The 17,808-nt window shown below is 73.3% G+C and carries 16 protein-coding genes and 1 pseudogene; 10 read left to right on the forward strand and 7 right to left on the reverse strand.

The features are described 5' to 3' along the window. Positions 1 to 14 precede the first annotated feature (14 nt). The 3 genes from ACFWUZ_RS03875 to ACFWUZ_RS03885 all read right to left on the reverse strand — a co-directional run bounded on the left by ACFWUZ_RS03875 (position 15) and on the right by ACFWUZ_RS03885 (position 3,253). Positions 15 to 1,043: a 6-phosphofructokinase gene (locus ACFWUZ_RS03875; RefSeq protein ID WP_384366566.1), complete on the reverse strand. Its 1,029-nt coding sequence runs from the start codon at positions 1,041 to 1,043 to the stop codon at positions 15 to 17. Positions 1,044 to 1,257: 214 nt separating this feature from the next. Then, positions 1,258 to 1,986 (reverse strand): glutamine amidotransferase, encoded by a 729-nt coding sequence (locus tag ACFWUZ_RS03880; protein WP_362062256.1) that lies wholly within the window; start codon positions 1,984 to 1,986, stop codon positions 1,258 to 1,260. Positions 1,987 to 2,014: 28 nt separating this feature from the next. Beyond that, positions 2,015 to 3,253, reverse strand: coding sequence for a MurT ligase domain-containing protein (locus ACFWUZ_RS03885; RefSeq protein ID WP_053790204.1), 1,239 nt, complete (start codon positions 3,251 to 3,253; stop codon positions 2,015 to 2,017). A gap of 123 nt (positions 3,254 to 3,376) precedes the next feature. Between ACFWUZ_RS03885 and def the strand changes: the two genes are divergently transcribed. Then, positions 3,377 to 3,931 carry a peptide deformylase gene (gene def, locus ACFWUZ_RS03890; protein ID WP_384366570.1) on the forward strand — a complete coding sequence of 185 codons (555 nt, stop codon included), beginning with the start codon at positions 3,377 to 3,379 and terminating at the stop codon, positions 3,929 to 3,931. 334 nt (positions 3,932 to 4,265) lie between these two features. Here def and ACFWUZ_RS03895 read toward each other — a convergent pair whose 3' ends face one another. Next, on the reverse strand, positions 4,266 to 4,910 hold the full coding sequence (locus ACFWUZ_RS03895) for a TetR family transcriptional regulator (protein WP_384366573.1): 645 nt from the start codon (positions 4,908 to 4,910) through the stop codon (positions 4,266 to 4,268). Between the two features lie 206 nt (positions 4,911 to 5,116). On the opposite strand from ACFWUZ_RS03895, the gene ACFWUZ_RS03900 reads away from it, so the two are divergent. Further along, positions 5,117 to 6,349, forward strand: coding sequence for an acyl-CoA dehydrogenase family protein (locus ACFWUZ_RS03900; protein WP_384366576.1), 1,233 nt, complete (start codon positions 5,117 to 5,119; stop codon positions 6,347 to 6,349). A gap of 124 nt (positions 6,350 to 6,473) precedes the next feature. Here the strand turns inward: ACFWUZ_RS03900 and ACFWUZ_RS03905 are convergent, their stop codons facing one another. Next, the gene (locus tag ACFWUZ_RS03905) at positions 6,474 to 6,914 is read right to left on the reverse strand and encodes an SRPBCC family protein (protein ID WP_384366579.1); all 441 of its coding nucleotides are present in this window, start codon (positions 6,912 to 6,914) and stop codon (positions 6,474 to 6,476) included. A 155-nt stretch (positions 6,915 to 7,069) separates the two neighbouring features. Between ACFWUZ_RS03905 and ACFWUZ_RS03910 the strand changes: the two genes are divergently transcribed. Then, positions 7,070 to 7,255, forward strand: a complete 186-nt coding sequence (locus ACFWUZ_RS03910; RefSeq protein WP_031142052.1) for a DUF5999 family protein — start codon at positions 7,070 to 7,072, stop codon at positions 7,253 to 7,255. 143 nt (positions 7,256 to 7,398) lie between these two features. Here the strand turns inward: ACFWUZ_RS03910 and ACFWUZ_RS03915 are convergent, their stop codons facing one another. Further along, positions 7,399 to 9,495, reverse strand: a complete 2,097-nt coding sequence (locus ACFWUZ_RS03915) for an ATP-binding protein (RefSeq protein WP_384366582.1) — start codon at positions 9,493 to 9,495, stop codon at positions 7,399 to 7,401. 63 nt (positions 9,496 to 9,558) lie between these two features. Continuing rightward, entirely contained in the window at positions 9,559 to 10,506 is a 948-nt protein-coding gene (locus tag ACFWUZ_RS03920; RefSeq protein ID WP_384366585.1) for a fibronectin type III domain-containing protein, read from the reverse strand. Positions 10,507 to 10,708: 202 nt separating this feature from the next. On the opposite strand from ACFWUZ_RS03920, the gene ACFWUZ_RS03925 reads away from it, so the two are divergent. The 7 genes and pseudogenes from ACFWUZ_RS03925 to ACFWUZ_RS03955 form a co-directional block, all read left to right on the forward strand. Then, a complete protein-coding gene (locus ACFWUZ_RS03925; RefSeq protein ID WP_384366588.1) occupies positions 10,709 to 12,310 on the forward strand; it encodes an ABC transporter substrate-binding protein in 1,602 nt (533 codons plus the stop codon). Positions 12,311 to 12,356: 46 nt separating this feature from the next. Then, a complete protein-coding gene (locus ACFWUZ_RS03930) occupies positions 12,357 to 13,322 on the forward strand; it encodes an ABC transporter permease (RefSeq protein WP_384367250.1) in 966 nt (321 codons plus the stop codon). A 4-nt stretch (positions 13,323 to 13,326) separates the two neighbouring features. Then, on the forward strand, positions 13,327 to 14,193 hold the full coding sequence (locus ACFWUZ_RS03935) for an ABC transporter permease (RefSeq protein WP_384367253.1): 867 nt from the start codon (positions 13,327 to 13,329) through the stop codon (positions 14,191 to 14,193). Positions 14,194 to 14,276: 83 nt separating this feature from the next. Further along, entirely contained in the window at positions 14,277 to 15,266 is a 990-nt protein-coding gene (locus ACFWUZ_RS03940) for an oligopeptide/dipeptide ABC transporter ATP-binding protein (protein WP_384367255.1), read from the forward strand. Continuing rightward, entirely contained in the window at positions 15,259 to 15,918 is a 660-nt protein-coding gene (locus tag ACFWUZ_RS03945; protein WP_384366591.1) for an ABC transporter ATP-binding protein, read from the forward strand. The genes ACFWUZ_RS03940 and ACFWUZ_RS03945 overlap by 8 nt, the downstream gene beginning before the upstream one ends. 98 nt (positions 15,919 to 16,016) lie before the next feature. Further along, positions 16,017 to 16,211: a hypothetical protein gene (locus ACFWUZ_RS03950; RefSeq protein ID WP_384366595.1), complete on the forward strand. Its 195-nt coding sequence runs from the start codon at positions 16,017 to 16,019 to the stop codon at positions 16,209 to 16,211. A 136-nt stretch (positions 16,212 to 16,347) separates the two neighbouring features. Next, positions 16,348 to 17,746, forward strand: a pseudogene (locus tag ACFWUZ_RS03955) (hypothetical protein); the annotation flags it as partial. Positions 17,747 to 17,808 lie beyond the last annotated feature (62 nt).

A 17,808-nucleotide genomic window follows, 5' to 3' on the forward strand; every position in this document is an offset into this window, starting at 1 on the left:
AAAGGGCATACCGGTCACAGAACGGTCTGGGCCTCGTCGTAGCGCTCGGCCGGAACCGTCTTGAGGGTCTCCACGGCCTCGGCGAGCGGCACCATCACGATGTCCGTGCCGCGCAGCGCGGTCAGCATGCCGAATTCGCCCCGGTGCGCGGCTTCCACCGCGTGCCAGCCGAAGCGGGTGGCCAGGACCCGGTCGTAGGCGGTGGGCGTGCCGCCGCGCTGGACGTGGCCCAGGATGACGGGGCGCGCCTCCTTGCCCAGGCGGTGCTCCAGCTCCACCGCGAGCCGGTTGCCGATCCCCGCGAAGCGCTCGTGCCCGTACATGTCGGTGCCGCGCTCCTCCAGGGCCATCGAGGAGCCCCGGGCGGGCTTGGCGCCCTCGGCGACCACGACGATCGCGAACCGCTTGCCCGCGGAGAAGCGCTCGCCGACGATCGTCGTCAGCGCGTCGATGTCGAAGGGGCGCTCCGGGACGACGATCGCGTGCGCGCCGGCCGCCATGCCCGAGTGCAGGGCGATCCAGCCGGTGTGCCGGCCCATGACCTCCACGACCATGACGCGCTGGTGGGACTCGGCGGTGGTCTTCAGCCGGTCCAGGGCCTCGGTTGCCACCCCGACGGCGGTGTCGAAGCCGAAGGTCACGTCGGTGGACGCGATGTCGTTGTCGATGGTCTTGGGGACCCCGACGATCGGCAGACCCGCCTGCGAGAGCAGGTTCGCGGCCTTCAGGGTGCCCTCGCCGCCGATCGGGATGATCGCGTCGAGGCCGAGGTCGGCGACGTGGCCGCGGGCGCGCTCGACGCCGTCGCGCAGGTGTGCGGGCTGGACCCGGGAGGAGCCGAGGATGGTGCCGCCCCGGGCCAGGATGCCGGCGACGGCATCGAGGTCGAGCTTGCGGTAGTCCGCCTCCAGAAGACCCTTCCAGCCGTCGTGGAAACCGATCACTTCGTCGCCGTGGTCGACGACGGCGCGGTGCACGACGGAACGGATGACGGCATTCAGGCCGGGGCAGTCGCCACCGGAAGTGAGCACACCAATGCGCATGGCAGGAAGAGACCTTTGCAACGTGGGCCGAGGACCGGACCACGTCGTCCGGTGGGAACTACCGTCACCCTACAAGCGCCGGAGCGGTGGACTGAACCATCCTCCACATCCTGGTCGCGCACCTCGTGGGAAACCACGTCGGCCCGGTCCCCCCAAGGGAATCCGGGCCGAACATATGGTGCCGGGGCCGCCCCGATGAGCGGCCCGCGCGGCGCTAGGCGGGCTGCGTCGCCGCCGCGATGCGCTCGGCGCGGAGCGCCTCGTACCACCGGTCGTCTATGGCCGGCAGCGCGTTCACGTCGAGCGCCAGCTTCAGCAGCAGGTCCGCGATGTGCGGGTTGCGCGCCATCACGGGGCCGTGCATGTAGGTGCCGAACACCGTGTCGTTGTACGCGCCTTCGGTGCCGTCGCCGGTGCCGTTGCCGCGGCCCATGCTCACCCGGGCGAACGGCCGGGCCGTCGGGCCGAGGTGGGTGACGCCCTGGTGGTTCTCGAAGCCCGTCAGCTGCGGCAGGCCCAGGCGCGGGTCGATGTCCGCGAGGACGTCGCCGACGCACCGCTCGCCCTCGCCGCGCACGGTGACGACGTCCAGCAGACCGAGGCCCTGCTGGCGCTCGCCCATGTCGTTGACGAACTCGTTGCCGAGGATCTGGTAGCCGGCGCAGACGGAGAAGACGATCGCCCCGTTCGAGACCGCCCGCTCCAGACCGCCGTCACGCAGCAGCCGCTCCGCGGCCAGCCGCTGCGGCCGGTCCTCACCGCCGCCGATCAGGTAGATGTCGCCCGAGGTCGGGATCGGCTGGTCGCTGCGCACGTCCACGCGCTGCACGTCCAGGCCGCGCTGACGCGCCCGGCGCTCCACCACGAGGGCGTTGCCCTGGTCTCCGTACGTGCTGAGCAGGTCGGGGTAGACCCACACCAGACGCAGGCTGTTGTCGCTCATGCTCTTGTCCTCTGCGTTTCTGACGGGTCTAGTTGCCGACGCGGCGGCGCACGTCCTGGAAGGCGGTGTAGTTGGCGATCAGCTCGATCTGTCCGGGCGGCGCCAGCTGCACGGCCTCGTCGAGGGTCTCGCACACCCGGAAGTCCAGGCCCGCGACCTCCAGGCGGACCGCCAGGTCCAGCTTGCGGTCACCGATCACGAAGATCGGGTGGCCCGCGAGGCGCGGGTAGTCCACGTCCCACAGCCAGGAGGTGTCGGTGCCGTCGGCGCCGCGCGCGTTCACCGAGAGGATCACCGGGGTCGGCGGCGGGTCGATCAGCGAGAACGTCTCCAGCCAGCCCGCCGGGTTCTTCGCGAGCAGCAGCCGCAGCTCGCGGCCCTGGAAGTTCACCACGTCGTAGCGGCCGGCCACGGCCTGCACCTGGTACATCCGCTCCAGCGCCACCTGCGGCGGCACGCCGAAGACGGCTGCCACGGCGGCCGACGTGGCCGCGTTCGCCTTGTTGGCGCGGCCGGGCAGCTGGAGGTGGATCGGCCAGGCGCTGCCGTGCGGGTCCAGTACGTGGTCACCGGAGAGCACCCAGCTGGGGGTGGGGCGGCGGAAGCCGCACTCGCCGCAGAACCAGTCGTCGCCGGGGCGCTGCATGACGCCACCGCAGGAGGGGCACGACCAGGCGTCGTCCTTCCACTCCTGGCCGGCCGCGACCCACACCACGTTCTGCGAGGAGGAGGCGGACCAGACGATCAGCGGGTCGTCGCAGTTCGCAACGATCACGGCCTTGGAGCCCTGGAGGCCCTCGCGCCACTTCTCGGCGAGCATGCGGGTCTCGGCGGCGCGGTCCAGCTGGTCGCGCGAGAGGTTCAGCAGGGCGATCACCTTCGGGGTGACGTCCCGGGCCACTCCGGCCAGGTACTTCTCGTCGACCTCGATGACGCCGTACTTGGCGTCCGAGCCGCCCGCCAGCGCCGAGGTGATGCCGGCCGGCATGTTCGCGCCGAGGGCGTTGGAGACGACCGGACCGCTGGCCCGCAGGGCCTCCGCGATCAGCCGGGTCGTCGTGGTCTTGCCGTTCGTCGCGGAGACGAGGACGACATCGAGATGCTGCGCCAGCGCTCCGAGGAGATCGGGGTCGAGCCTGAGTGCGACCTTGCCACCGATCACCGATCCGCTTCCGCGTCCCGCGGCCCGCGACACCGCCGCCGCGGCCTTGCCCGCCGTCACGGCCAGCTTGGCCCGCGGCGAAAGCGGCTCCGTGTTGCCTGCCATCGTCCCTTGTCCTCCTTGCGTCGGTCGGCCCCAGCCTATCCAGTACCTGCCGGGGCCTTGACCGCGGCGCCCCCGGGCCGCCGTAGATCTCCTCATATATTCGCCCGTCGTACCCTTACCGCCATGCGACAGCGCCCCATCCCCGGTACCTCCGGCATCGTCCGCACCATGAGCCTGCTGGGCGATCCGGTGCTCCACTCCGCCTGCGCGGAGGTCACCGAGTTCGGACCGGCCCTCGACCGGCTCATCGAGGACATGTTCGCGACGATGTACGCCCACCAGGGCGTCGGCCTCGCCGCGAACCAGATCGGGGTCGGGCAGCGGGTGTTCGTCTACGACTGCCCCGACGACGAGGACGTCCGGCACGTCGGGCACGTCGTCAACCCCCGCCTGGTGACGGCCGACGGGGACGAGTTCCTCGGGCCCGAGGGATGCCTCTCGCTGCCGGGCCTGGAGGCGGGGACCGCCCGTTTCGACCACGCGGTCGTCGAGGGGGTCACCTCGGACGGGGCGGCCGTACGGATCCCGGGTACGGGCTTCTTCGCCCGCTGCCTGCAGCACGAGTGCGACCACCTCGAGGGGACGGTCTACGCGGACCGGGTCACGGGACTCCGCGCGCGTCGCCTGCGGCGAGCCATCCGCAAGACCCCCTGGGGCGCAGCCGCCGCCCACGCCTGACGGCCTCGCGCCGCGGCGGGCACTTCCGGCCGCCCGGAACGTCCTCAGTGCCTTCGGCTCCGCGGCCTTCGGGGGGTCCGCCCGACCTCGCCTCGTCGGGGCGCGCCCCGGATCAGCGGCCGCCGCCCCAGACCCCGCGCCTCGAGCGCCGGCGGGGCCGGAGGTGTGCTCGGCGAGGAGGGGAAGGGGCCCCGCGGGGCCGGCAAGTGCCCGCGCGGGGGCGGAAGATGCCCAGCCGGAGCCGGAGCCGGAGCCGGAGCCGGAGCCGGAGCCGGAGCCGGAGCCGGAGCCGGAGCCAGGGCCCGAGCCCGAGCCCGAGCCCGAGCCGGGTGGGTCAGAAGCCGGGGCCGTCGGCGCGGTTGCCGGCCGTGGCGAGGCGGCCCCACAGGAGGTCGGTGAGGGCGGCGACCAGCTCCTCGCGGGCGCACGGGCGTTCGCCGAGCCACCAGTCGCCCGCGGCGTGCATCATGCCGACGATGCCGTGGCCCCAGACGCGCGCGAGCCGTTCGCCGCCCGGGCCGAGGTCCACCCGCTCGCCGATCACCTGGGCCAGCTCCTCGCCGAGCCGGCGCAGCAGCGGCGCCGTGTGCCGGCCCACGTCGAAACCGCGCTCGGCGGCCTGCGGGTCCTCGGCCGGGTGCATCAGGAAGCGGTAGACCTGCGGGCGGGCCTCGATGGCGGCGAGGTACGTCTCCAGCGTCGACTCCACCCGCTTGCGGCGCTCGGCCGGGGCGTCGAGTGCGGCGCGCAGGGAGTCGAGCAGGGCGTCGGTGTGCCGCACGGCGAGCGCCTGGTAGAGGCCCGCCTTGTCACCGAAGTGCCGGTAGAGGATGGGCTTGGTGATGCCCGCCTCCGCGGCGATGGCGTTCATGGAGGCCTTGGGGCCGTCCCTGAGCACGACCCGGTCGGCCGCTTCGAGCAGTTCCCGCCGCCGGCGTTCGGCCGATCCCGGCTCGCCGGCCTGCTGCGTGGTCTCCATGACGTGTTTCTCTCCCCGCCCTTGCGATGTGCGTGACGCCCACGCAACGTAACACCCCGCACACCCTGGCGATCGAACCGGCAACCGCCTCCCGGGCGGTTCCGGCCCTGCTTGACAGGGCTTACTCGCCGGTAACAGACTGTGGTCATCGCGCGGGTTACCGGTAGTAACATGCACGTGGACGAGCACAGACAGCTGGAGGGGACATGGCGGAGTTCACCATGGAGCTCAACGAGGACCAGAAGCAGGTGCGGGACTGGATCCACGGCTTCGCCGCCGACGTGATCCGCCCCGCGGCCGCGGAATGGGACGAGCGCGAAGAGACTCCCTGGCCCGTCATCCAGGAGGCGGCGAAAGTCGGCATCTACTCGCTGGACTTCTACGCCCAGCAGTTCTTCGACCCCACCGGCCTCGGCATCCCGATGGCGATGGAGGAGCTGTTCTGGGGCGACGCGGGCATCGCGCTGTCCATCGTCGGCACCGGACTCGCGGCCATCGGTGTCGTCGCCAACGGCACCGAGGAGCAGATCGGCACCTGGATCCCGCAGATGTACGGCACCCCGGACGACGTGAAGGTCGCCGCCTTCTGCTCCTCCGAGCCGGACGCGGGCTCCGACGTGGGCTCGATGCGCACCCGCGCCGTCTACGACCGGGCCAAGGACGAGTGGGTGCTCAACGGCACCAAGACCTGGGCGACGAACGGCGGCATCGCCAACGTCCACATCGTCGTGGCCGTCGTCGACCCGGAGCTGGGGACGAAGGGCCACGCCTCCTTCATCGTGCCGCCGGGCACGCCGGGCCTGACGCAGGGGCAGAAGTTCAAGAAGCACGGCATCCGGGCCTCGCACACCGCCGAGGTGGTGCTGGAGGACGTACGGGTCCCCGGCTCCTGCCTGCTCGGCGGCAAGGAGAAGCTGGACGAGCGGCTCGCACGGGCCCACGAGCGGGCGCGCAGCGGCGGCGCCGGCGAACGCGTGAAGAACGCGGCCATGGCCACCTTCGAGGCCTCCCGGCCGGCTGTGGGCGCCATGGCGGTGGGCACCGCGCGCGCCGCGTACGAGGTGGCCCTCGACTACGCGAAGACCCGCACCCAGTTCGGCCGCCCGATCATCGACAACCAGGGCGTGGCCTTCCAGCTCGCCGACATGCGGACCCGGATCGACGCCGCGCGGCTGCTGGTGTGGCGGGCGTCCTGGATGGCGGTCGCGGGGCGGCCCTTCACCTCGGCCGAGGGCTCGATGTCGAAGCTCTTCGCGAGCGAGATGTGCAAGAAGGTCACCGCGCAGGCGGTCCAGATCCTCGGCGGCAACGGCTTCACCCGGGAGTACCCGGTCGAGCGCATGCACCGGGACAGCGCCATCTACACCATCTTCGAGGGGACGAGCGAGATCCAGCGGCTGGTGATCGCGCGGACGATCTCCGACATGCCGATCCGCTAGGAGCGCGTCCGGCCCTGCGTCCCGGCCCCTCGCGGCCCGTCACGGCCCGGACCCCCACCCGGGCCGTGGCCCGCCGCGACGCAGGACCGGAGCGGGACCCGCGCCGGCCGCCCCCGGGCGGCGCTCAGGGGCGCAGGAGGCGGCGCAGGGCGCGGCCGAACAGCAGCCGGCCGGCCGCCGTGACCAGGGGGTCGAGGAGGCGGGGGAGGGGGCGTACCCGCAGGGACTCGTCCCAGTGGACCTCGCTGCCCCCGCCCGGCACCGGCCGGACCCCGATCTCAGCCCAGCCCGTCACCACCCGGCCGCGCTTCTCCAGCCGGACCAGCCCCGGCGTTCCGTCCGCCGCCGGAGGCTGCCAGACGACGACCTCCATCGGGTCGTCGAACGTGATCCTGCCCACGCCCGTGCGGGCGGTGAAGACCGTCCCGACCCGGGTCGGCGGCGCCGTCCCGACGATGGTCCGGGTGAGGGGGACCTGTGCGCCGTGCCGTCCCCAGTCCGTCAGCCGCTGCCACGCCTCGGCCGGCGGGAAAAGGGTGCGGTGAACGATCCGGATAACGGGCATGAGCGCATCGTAATCGGGCATACACACCGTGAACTGAACCACGAATATGGGTTCCGTCCAGGGGTGGCGATCAGCAATACTCACCGCCACCGTGGATCGCGGATTCGACCGGGTGACCACCGGCCCTCCCGCCCCACTCTGCGAGGAGGTGCGCCATGTGCTCCCACCAGCCCCCCTGCCCTACGGCGGACAGCGCCGACCACGATGCCGCCCGCACGGTGGCCTTCCACCCCGAACAGGGCTGGAGCCTGCTCTGCAACGGCGCCGTGGTGTTCGACGACACCGGTGAACTGCTCCCCGACGGCCGCGCGGTGGAACCCCGCCGCCCGGCCCTGGTCTGAGCGAGGAGGCAGCATGCGCCAGCAGCTGATCCGCAAGCCCGTTCCGAAACCCGCCCCCCGAGACCTGGACCTGCGCACCCCGTCGGGCAGACCCCTCCCGTACTGACGGGAGTCCAGGAGTTACCGGGTCCACCGGCTGCCGCTCAGCCGGTGGACGCGGCCGTGCCGCCCCGGAACGCCGCCTCGAAGGCCGCGTCCCCGATCGCCGCCCGCGCCTGCCGCTCGCCCTGGTCCCGCAGGGCCGTCAGCGACGGCGAACCCATCTGCGGCCTGCCCACCGTGCGCCACCAGGCGTGCCCGGTGCCGAGCAGGCGTGCCGCCAGCTCCCCGTCGCCCAGCGCCGCCACCGCGGCCGCCAGCAGGTCCAGGCCCAGGGCGATGCCGAAGCGGTCGCCGAGCAGCCGTTTCCCGGACAGCATCGCCCGTACGTGACGGGCGGCCTCCCCGTGGTGGCCCAGGCCCAGCGCCGCCACCGCCAGGATGTAGTCCGCGTACGCCCGCAGCCAGCGCTCGCCCAGCTCCGCGCAGGCGTCCCGCAGGGCCCGGGCCTCCTCGGCCGCCTCCTCGTAGCGCCCCAGGTCGCACAGGGCGTACCCGGTGGCCAGCCGGCACAGCAGCCAGCCGGGTCCGGTGGTCCGGCCGCCGTGGCCCGCCCGGGCCCGCGGACCGGCCAGTTCGAGGGCCCGTACGGGGTCCCCGGGCATGAGCACCGCCACCGCGTGCAGGTGGGCCGCCCGCAGCTCCCGCTCCGGGTCCGCCAGCCGGGCCGCCTCCCGGGTGCAGTCCAGGCCGAGCTCGCGGGAGGTCGACAGGTCGCCCTGGAGCAGGGTCGTCAGCCCGAGGGCCCACAGGGCCTGGGTGTACGCGGCCCCCCGGTGCGGGGCGGCCCGCAGCGCCCGTTCGAGGAAGTTCCGGCCCTCGTGGACGTGCCCGCAGGCGAACCAGTAGAACCACAGGGCCCCGGCCATCTCCACCGCGGCCGCCGGGTCGGAGCCCAGCAGGTGCTCCAGGGCCGTACGCAGCTGCGCGTGCTCGGCGGTCGTCCTGCGATACCAGTCCACCTGCCCCGGTCCCAGCCAGCCCCGGTCGGCGGCCTGGGAGAGCGCCGCGTACCAGTGGGCGTGCCGGTCGGCGGTGATGCGGACCTCGCCTAGCTCCTCCAGCCAGTCGTGGCCGTACTCGCGGATCGTGTCGAGCATCCGGTAGCGGGCCCCGGCGCCGCGCTCCTCGGTGCACCGGACCACCGATTTGGCGACCAGGCCCGCGAGGACCCGCTCCACCCGCGAGGCGGGCAGCGGACCGCCCGAGCACACGGCGCGGGCCGCGGCGACGTCGAAGTCACCCGTGAACACCGACAGGCGTGCCCACAGCAGCCGTTCCACCGGCTCGCACAGCTCGTGGCTCCAGCCGATCGTGGTCCGCATCGTCCGGTGCCGCGGCAGCAGGGCGGTCCGGGTGTCGGACAGCATCTCCGAGCGGCTGCCGAGCCGTTCGGCCACCTGTTCCAGCGTCCACAACCGCAGCCGGGCGCCGGCGAGTTCCAGGGCGAGCGGGATCCCGTCGAGGCGACGGCACACCTCGACCGCGACGGCGGACCGTACGGGGTCCTCGAAGACGGCCGCGGCCTCGTCGGTCGCCGCGAGCGCGCGCGCCCGGAAGAGGGCGAGGGCGTCGCTCTCAGGGCCCTCGCAGGGCAGCGGGCAGACCTCGAAGAGGGTCTCGCGGGGGGAGCCGAGCGGCTCGCGGGAGGTGACCACCACCGTCAACCCGGGCGCGGACTGCAGGAGTTCGCCCACGAGGTGGCGGCATTCGGCCACCAGGTGCTCGCAGGTGTCCAGGACGAGGAGCAGCTCCTTGTCGGCCATCCAGGCGCACAGCTCCTCGTCGAGGGGGCGCGAGGAGTGGTCGGCGAGCCCCACGGCATGGGCGACGGTGGTGGTGAGCAGGGCGGGGTCGCGCAGCGGCGACAGCTCCACCCACCAGACGCCGTCGGGCCGCGCCCGGCGGGCGCCGGTGACCGCGCGCAGGGCGAGGCGAGACTTCCCCACACCGCCCACCCCGGTGAGGGTGACCAGCCTCCGTTCGTCCAACAGGTGGTGGAGTAAGCCGAGTTCCTTCTCCCGGCCGACGAAGCTCGCCGATTCCGGCGGCAGGTTTCCCGGCAGGGCGCCGGAGCCTGGTCCAGCCTCCCCGCCCGTGGATCCTGCCTGATTGTTGTTGACCGAGTACTCACCGAACACAGCTGTATTGTGCGTGATCTTCTTTCACGGCAGGGCCGATCAGGCCGGAACGCCCGTCGGATTTCACGCTACGAGAACGATCCGCCGCTCCGCGGAGAAGGCGCCCCAGTTGCCGTCGGGCAGCCGGGCCCGCAGTTTCACGGCCCACACGGTGCCGGCCGGCTCGGTCACCGTCAGCCGGTGCTCGGCCCTGCCCGCCGGAACCGCACCGGCGCCGAACTGGATGACGGTCGTGGGCCGTTCGTTGACGTAGAGCTGGTACTCGCTGGTCTCCCGCCCGGTGTCGGGGGGTGTCCAGGTGAGGGTGACCGCCCCGGGCGAGACGGCCGCGGCGAACTCCGCGGGCGCCGTACCGGGGCCCTGCCCGGAGGCGGGCGGGGTCGTCACGTCCACCGGCGGGCCGTCGGGGGAGGAGTTGTCCGCCCCGTCCCGGGCGCGGACGGTGAAGGTGTAGACGGTGTCCGGCTGGAGGCCGGTGAGGACGGTACCGCTCTCACCGGGGCCGGCGGTATGGATGCGGACGCCGCCCTGGTAGACGTCGTAGGCCGTCACGTCCGTGTCGTCCGTGGCCGCGGACCAGGACATCCGGGCGGCGCGGGGGCCGGTCGCGCTGCCCGTGGTGGTGGCCGGGGCGGTGGGGGCCGTGCGGTCCTCGGACCGGGCCGCCGGGGTGGTGACCGTGGCCACCGGGGTCTGCGGGGAGAGGTTGCCCGCGGCGTCCTCGGCCCGGACCGTGAAGGCGTAGCCCGTCTGCGGGGTGAGCCCGGTGACGTCCGTCATGGTCTTCCCGGCCGGGAGCTCCCGCACCGGGCGGCCGGCCTGGAACACCTGGTAGCCGGTCACCCCGTCCGAGGGCTTCGCCGCGTCCCACATGACGTGCACGGTGGTGGCGCTGCCGGCCTGCGCCGTGAGCCCGGCGGGAGCGGGCGGGGCCACGGTGTCGGCCGCGGTGCACCCCGCCGGGCCGAGGAGGGCCAGGCAGAGGGCGAGCGTGGGGGCGGTGCGTCGCACGGGGTGCCTTCCTCCGCATCCTCGTAAAGGTCTAGACATATATGGCACGCGGAACGGAGACCCGGCAAGACCCGTGCGCCCTCCGGTCGGCCTGGCCGAAAATGGCCCCCGGTGTGACCCGGTTCGTCTTCCTCTGCCCCCGTCTGGCATTATTGCGATCTCTTTGCAATAACAGATGATCGTAAACAGGGATGTGCACAGCATGACGGCCCGGACAGTACGGGGAGCGGTCGGCGCCACGCTGGCCGCCGCACTCATCACGGGCGTGGCGGCCTGCTCGAACCCCTCCCCGGGCGGCGCGGCGGACGCCGGCGGCGCGGACTCGGCCGTGGTCGGCATCGCCACCGAGCCGGAGAGCCTCAGCCCGCTCCTCGGCTACGGCAAGGACGGCAACTCCAAGATCTTCGACGGACTGCTCACGCACGACGCCGAGATGAAGCTGCAGCCCGCACTGGCCCGCGCCCTCCCCGAGGTCTCCGCCGACGGACGCACGTACACCTACGCGCTGCGCCAGGGCGTGAAGTTCAGCGACGGGGCGCCCTTCTCCGCCAAGGATGTCGTCTTCACCTACCGGACGATCCTCGACGCGAAGACGAACAACGCGTCGAAGACCGAACTCGACGCCGTCGAGAGCGTCGAGGCGCGGGGCGAGGACACGGTCGTCTTCACGCTGAAGTACCCCTACGCGCCCTTCGCCGAGCGCACCGTGCTGCCGATCGCCCCCGAACACGTCGCGGGAGGGCAGGACGTCAACAGCGGAGACTTCACCACCCGGCCCGTCGGTACCGGCCCCTACCTGCTCACCGGCTGGTCCAAGGGCGAGAAGCTCAGCTTCAGGGCCAACCCCGGGTACTGGGGCGGTGAACCCGCCGTCAAGAAGTTCACCATGGCCGTCATCAAGGACGACGACGTACGCCTCACCCGGCTGCGCTCCGGCGAGCTGGACGCCGCGATCCTCCCGCCCAACCTCGCCAGGGCCTTCGAGAAGGACGGGACGCGCACGACCTTCGCGGCCAGGACCTTCGACTACCGCAACGTGACCCTGCCGACGCAGCACAGGGTCACCGGTGACCTGGCGGTCCGCCAGGCCCTGGACATCGCCGTCGACCGGGGCGCCATGGTCGACAAGCTCCTCGACGGCGCGGGCAAGCCCGCGTACGGCCCGGTCCCGACCGGCAGTCCCTGGTTCACGGCCGGCACCGAGCGCGCGCACGACCTCGACCGGGCGCGCCGGATCCTCGACGACGCCGGCTGGAAGGCCGGCGAGGACGGAATCCGCGTCAAGGACGGAGTCCGCGCCTCCTTCCCGCTCTGGTACACCTCCGGCGACAAGATCCGCCAGGACCACGCCCTCGCCTTCGCCTCCGACGCCAAGAAGGCCGGCATCGAGATCAGGACCGAGGCCGGGACCTGGGAGGTCATCGAGCCCCGCATGAAGACGGACGCGGTCCTCGCGGGCGGCGGCTCCCCCGCCGACCCGGACTTCGACCAGTACCAGCTGCTGACCTCCTCGCTCGGCGGTGACGGCTTCAACAACATGGCCCGGTACGACAACCCGACCGTGGACCGCGCCCTCGAAGACGGCCGCCGCAGCGGCGACCCGGCCGCCCGCAAGGCGGCGTACGACACCGTGCAGCGCGAGCTCGTGAAGAACCCGGGCTACGTCTTCCTCACCCACATCGACCACCTGTACGTGGTGAACGACAGGTGGGAGGGGCTCGGCACCCAGGTCGAGCCGCACGACCACGGCCTCGGCTCAGGCCCCTGGTGGAACGTCGAGAGCTGGAAGCCGAAGCAGAAGTGAGCCCGGCCCAGTGACCTCCCGCTCCGCCCGCCTGCCCTGGGGGCCGATGGCGCGCATGGCGGGGCGGCGGACCCTCTTCGCCGCCCCCGTGCTGCTCGCCGTCACCTTCGGGGTCTTCGCCGTCGCCGCGCTGTCCCCCTTCGACCCCGTCAAGGCGTACGCCGGCACCGCCGGCCTCACCGCCTCCCAGGAGCACCTCGACGAGCTGCGGGCCAACCTCGGCACGGACCGGCCGCTGGTCACGCGCTGGTGGGACTGGCTGACCTCGGCCCTCACCGGGGACTTCGGCACCTCCTCCGTCATGCGGCAGCCGGTGTCCGACGTCATCGCCGAACGGGTCGGCTGGTCCGCGCTGCTCGCCGCCTGCGCCTTCGTGCTGGCGGTCCTCGCGGGCACCGCGCTCGGAGTGCTGGCCGCGCGCCGGCCGGGCGGCCCGCTGGACCGGGCGGTGTCCGCGCTCGCGTACACCCTGGAAGCGGCCCCGGCCTTCTGGCTGGGCCTGCTGGCCATCTGGTTCTTCTCGGTACGGCTGGGGGCCCTGCCCTCCGGCGGCCTGACCGACGCGGGCAGCGACGTCGTCACCTTCGGGCAGGTCGCCTCGCACCTGGTGCTGCCCGCACTGGTGCTGGGCCTCTCCCAACTCCCCTGGTTCTTCCTGTACGTCCGCCAGGGCGTCGCCGACGCGCTCGCGGAGGACCCCGTCCGCGGGGCCCGCGCGCGGGGTCTCGCGGAGCGGACCGTCCTCCTCGGGCACGGGCTCCGCTCCGGCATGCTGCCGATGCTGACCCTGGTCGGCTCGCGGGTCCCGGAACTGATCACCGGCGCGCTGCTCGTCGAGACCGTCTTCAGCTGGCCGGGCATCGCCGCGGCGACCGTGCAGGCGGCTACCTCGGTGGACTTCCCGCTGCTCGCTGCCCTGACCGTGCTGGCCACGGCCGCGGTGCTCGCCGGGAACCTGCTGTCCGACCTGCTCTACGGGCTGGCCGACCCGAGGGTGGGTTTCGATGGCTGAACCCATGGCCGGCCGGGCCTGGCAGCCCGCGGGCCGCACCCGGCGTTCGACGCGCACGCTGCGCGTACGGGCTTCGGCGGCGACCGTCGCGCTGATCGTGGCGGCGGTGCTCCTGGTCCCGCCGCTCGCACAGCTCGACCAGCAGGCGGTCGACTTGTCGGCAAAGCTCCTTCCGCCGTCGTGGGCGCACCCCTTCGGGACGGACGACGTCGGGCGGGACCTGCTCCTGAGGTGCGTCTACGGGCTGCGGGTCTCACTGGCCGTCGGGCTGGTCGCCGCGCTGGCCGCCACCGTGGCCGGCACGGCGGTGGGCGCGGCGGCCGGCGCGCTGGGCGGCTGGACCGACCGCCTGGTGATGCGCGTCGTGGACGCGCTGTCCTCCATCCCGCACCTGCTGCTGGGCATCTTCGTCGTGGCGATGTTCCGCCCCGGGGTCTGGCCGGTCGTCGCCTCCGTCGCCGTGACCCACTGGCTGTCGACCGCCCGCATCGTCCGCGCGGAGGTCCTGTCCCTGCGGGGCCGGCCCTACGTGGACGCGGCGGTCTCGGGCGGCGCCTCGCGGTGGCGGATCACCGTACGGCACCTGGTGCCGGGGGTCCTCCCGCAGGCGGGCCTGGCCGCCGTGCTGATGGTCCCGCACGCCATGTGGCACGAGTCCGCGCTGTCCTTCCTGGGCCTGGGACTTCCCGCGCACCAGGCCAGCCTCGGCGGACTCGTCCAGAGCGCCAGGGGTTCCCTGCTGGCCGGCGACTGGTGGCCCACGCTCTTCCCCGGCCTCCTGCTCATCGTCCCGACCCTGGCCATGGCGGGCCTCGCGGGCGCCTGGCGCGACCGCCTCAACCCCCGGCGCCGCTCGGAGCTGACCCTGTGACCCACCCCGTGCCCGTCCCGGCCGCTGAAGCCTCCGCCGCGGGGGCCGTCCTCACCGTCGAGGCTCTCTCCGTCCGCTTCCGCATGCCCGCCGGCCGGTACGTCGAGGCCGTCAGCGAGGTCACCTTCGACCTCGCCCCCGGCGCGTGCCTGGCCCTCGTCGGGGAGAGCGGCTGCGGCAAGTCGGTGCTCGCCTCCGCCCTGCTCGGCCTGCTCCCCGGCAACGCCGAGACCGCCGGCTCCGCCCGGCTCGCCGACGGCCTGGACCTGCTCGCCGCCGACGAGCGGACGCTGGCCGGGACGGTACGGGGCCGCCGCGTCGGCCTGGTCCCGCAGAGCCCGGCGGCGCACCTCACCCCCGTCCGCACCGTCCGGGCCCACCTGGAGGAGAGCGTCCGGGAGCTGGGCCCCGGCCCGTCCGGCTCCGCGGGCCGGCCCGGCGCGGCGGACCCGCCCCCGGACCGCCCCGGGCCCGGTCCCCGGGCGGGCTTCCTGCGGCGGCGCCCGCGGCCCGGCGCCCTGCGGCTGCGCGCGGCGGCCGAGGCGGCAGCGGCCCGGGCCGCCTTCCCCGCCTCCCACCTCGACCGCTACCCCCACGAGCTCTCCGGCGGCCTCGCCCAGCGCGCCGCCACCGCCCTCGCCCTGGTCGGCGACGCCCCGCTCCTGCTCGCGGACGAGCCGACCACGGGCCTCGACCGGGACCTCGTGCACCGCACGGCCGACGAACTGCGGGCCCACACCCGGGAAGCCGGGCGGGCCCTGCTGCTGATCACGCACGACCTCGCCGCCGCGGAGCGCATCGCGGACACCGTCGCCGTCATGTACGCCGGACGGATCGTGGAACTGGCCCCGGCCCGCTCCTTCTTCGGCCCGCCCGGCCCCCGCCACCCCTACGCCCGGGGACTCCTCGAAGCCCTCCCCGAACGGGCCTTCACCCCCGTCCCCGGCGCTCCGCCCGAACTCGGCGCCCTCCCCCCAGGCTGCGCCTTCGCCGCCCGCTGCGCCCGCGCCGACACGCTCTGCCGCACCGAACGGCCGCTGCTCACCGAAGGGTCGGCCTGCCACCATGCTTGAGCTCAAGGACATCACCGCGGGGTACGGCGGGCGCGACCCGGTCGTCCGCGGCGCGCACCTCACCCTGCACCCCGGCGCCTCCCTCGGTCTGCTGGGGCCGAGCGGCTGCGGGAAGTCGACCCTCGCCCGGGTCGCCGCCCTGCTGCACCGCCCCGACCGCGGGAGCGTGACCCTGGACGGCCGCACCGTGACCGGGTTCCGCCACCGGGCCCCGCGGTCACTGCGCACCGCGGTCGGCGTCGTCTTCCAGCAGCCCCGCCTGTCCGCCGACCCGCGGCTGCGCCTCCACGACCTCGTCGCCGAACCGCTGCGCGCCACGGGCCGCCGTACGGAAGTGGCCCCGGTCGTCGGCGAATTGGCGGAGCGGGTCGGTCTCGGCGCGGACCTGCTCACCCGGAGGCCGCACGAGGTGAGCGACGGCCAGCTGCAGCGCGCCTGTCTGGCCCGGGCGCTCGTCCTGCGCCCGCGCTGGCTGGTCTGCGACGAGATGACCGCGATGCTGGACGCCTCCACCACGGCGGCGCTGGTCACGGTGGTCGAGGAGTACCGCGCCGAGTCGGGGGCCGGGCTGCTGGCGGTCGGCCACGATCCGGTCCTGCTCGCGCGCTGGTGCGACCGTACGGCGCACTGGGACGAGATCGTCAAGGACTGATCGCCCGTCACGGACGGTCAACACCCGTACGGCGGACACGTCTTTCGCCCGAAGGCATCCCTTCCTGCGCCACCATGGCGCCGAGTAAGGAGGTTTCGATGGTGCTTTCCCTCTCCGTGGTCGTCCTGCTCCTCGTCCTTGCGTGGATCTTCGTGCGCAGCGGCGGTCTCAAGTTCTCGCACGCCCTCGTGTGCGTCCTGCTCGGCTTCTATCTCGCGGGCAGCAGCATGGCCGCGACCATCCACAACGGCCTGGCCGCCACCGCGGACGTGGTGTCCGGCCTGAAGCCGTAAGTCACCCTCAGCTGCTGCGCGTTCACGAATCGTCCGGCACCTCCATGGACTCTTCGGACAGCGCGATCCAGCGTCGGGCGGCGCGCGAGGTCAGACGCACGGTCAACAGCACGAGAAGGCAACGGAGGAAGTCCGCATGCTCCGAGGAACGCTGCACTGCGCCGCGCTCCCCGTCCTCGCCGCCCTCACGGCGCTGGACGGGAACCCCCCGGCCCAGGCAGAGGAGATACCCAAGGCCCCCGGGCACCGCCTGGTCAGCCACTACGACGGCAGCCCCGCCACTGCCGCACCACTCCCCGGGGAAGCCCCGCCGCAGCACCCCTTCCTCGCGCCCAACGGCCGCAGCGGCATGCACTCCGACGCCGCCGGCAGCGCCACGTCACCCTGGTCCGGCCCGCTCGGCAGGAACCCGCGGGTGACCAGCGGGAGGATCGCCGCCCTCGGCGGCGAATGCGCCACCGCCACCTTCGACTCCGGAGGCCGCCTCGTCACGGTGTGCGGTACCTTCTCCGGCTTCAAGGTCAAGCTCCTCGACCCCCGGACGCTGGCCACGCTCGCGGAACACCAGCTCCCGCAGCGCCCTTCGACCGTCGAGGCGATCACCTCGCTCGACTTCGCGAAGATCTTCAAGGACACCTCGGGCGGCGCCTACTTCTACCTGGACGACCAGGACCGGGCCGTCCTCGCCGACTCCCGCCAGCACGTCCTGTGGCTGTCGCACACGCAGGACCCGGACGGCAGCTGCAAAGTTCTCCGTCGACGACGACTGGGACCTCACCGGACACGTCCCGCACGACTGCGTCAGCTGGACCGACCTGTGGCCCAGCGGCACCTGTGACCCCGTCACCTCCGTCATGCCCGACCGGAACGGCCGGATCTGGTGGGTCACCCACCAGGGCCGCGTCGGCACCGTCGACCCGGTGACCTCGCAGATCCGCTCCGTCCGGCTGCGGGGCGAGGAGATCCAGAACTCCTTCTCCGTCGCCGAGGACGGCGTCTCCCTCGTCACCGACCCGGACCTCTTCGGCAACGGCCACGTCGCCATCACCGACAACGCCGACGACCGGATGAACGTCCTGGTCTATCAGCGGGGCGCCGACGTCCCCGCCGGCCGCAGGCTGGTCTGCAAGGTCCCCGTCTTCCGGACCGGCGCCTCGACCACCCACAACTCCCTGGTCACCTGGGGAAACAGCATCGTCGTCGAGAACAACTACGGATACGAGAACCCCGCCGGCCTGCTGCTGGGCAAGTCCGTCGTCGGCGGCGTCAGCCGCATCGACGTCCGCGCCGACGGCAGCGGCTGCGACACGGTCTGGGAGAGCGGGATCCGCTCGCCCTCGACCGTGCCCAAGCTCTCCACCGCCAACGGGCTGCTCTACTTCTACGAGAAGGAGCCCAACGCCTGGGGCATCGACGCCTGGTACCTCACCGCGGTCGACTTCCGCACCGGTGAGCACCGCTGGCGCCGGCTGACCGGCACCGGCCCGCTGTACGACAACAACTGGGCCCCCATCACCCTCGGCCCGGACGGCACGCGACCCGTGCCGGCGGCAGAGCAGCTTCAGCCGGAGGGCGACCCGCGGGTGCGGGGCGGGAT

The organism is Streptomyces sp. NPDC058646, assembly GCF_042716875.1.
Classification (GTDB): domain Bacteria; phylum Actinomycetota; class Actinomycetes; order Streptomycetales; family Streptomycetaceae; genus Streptomyces.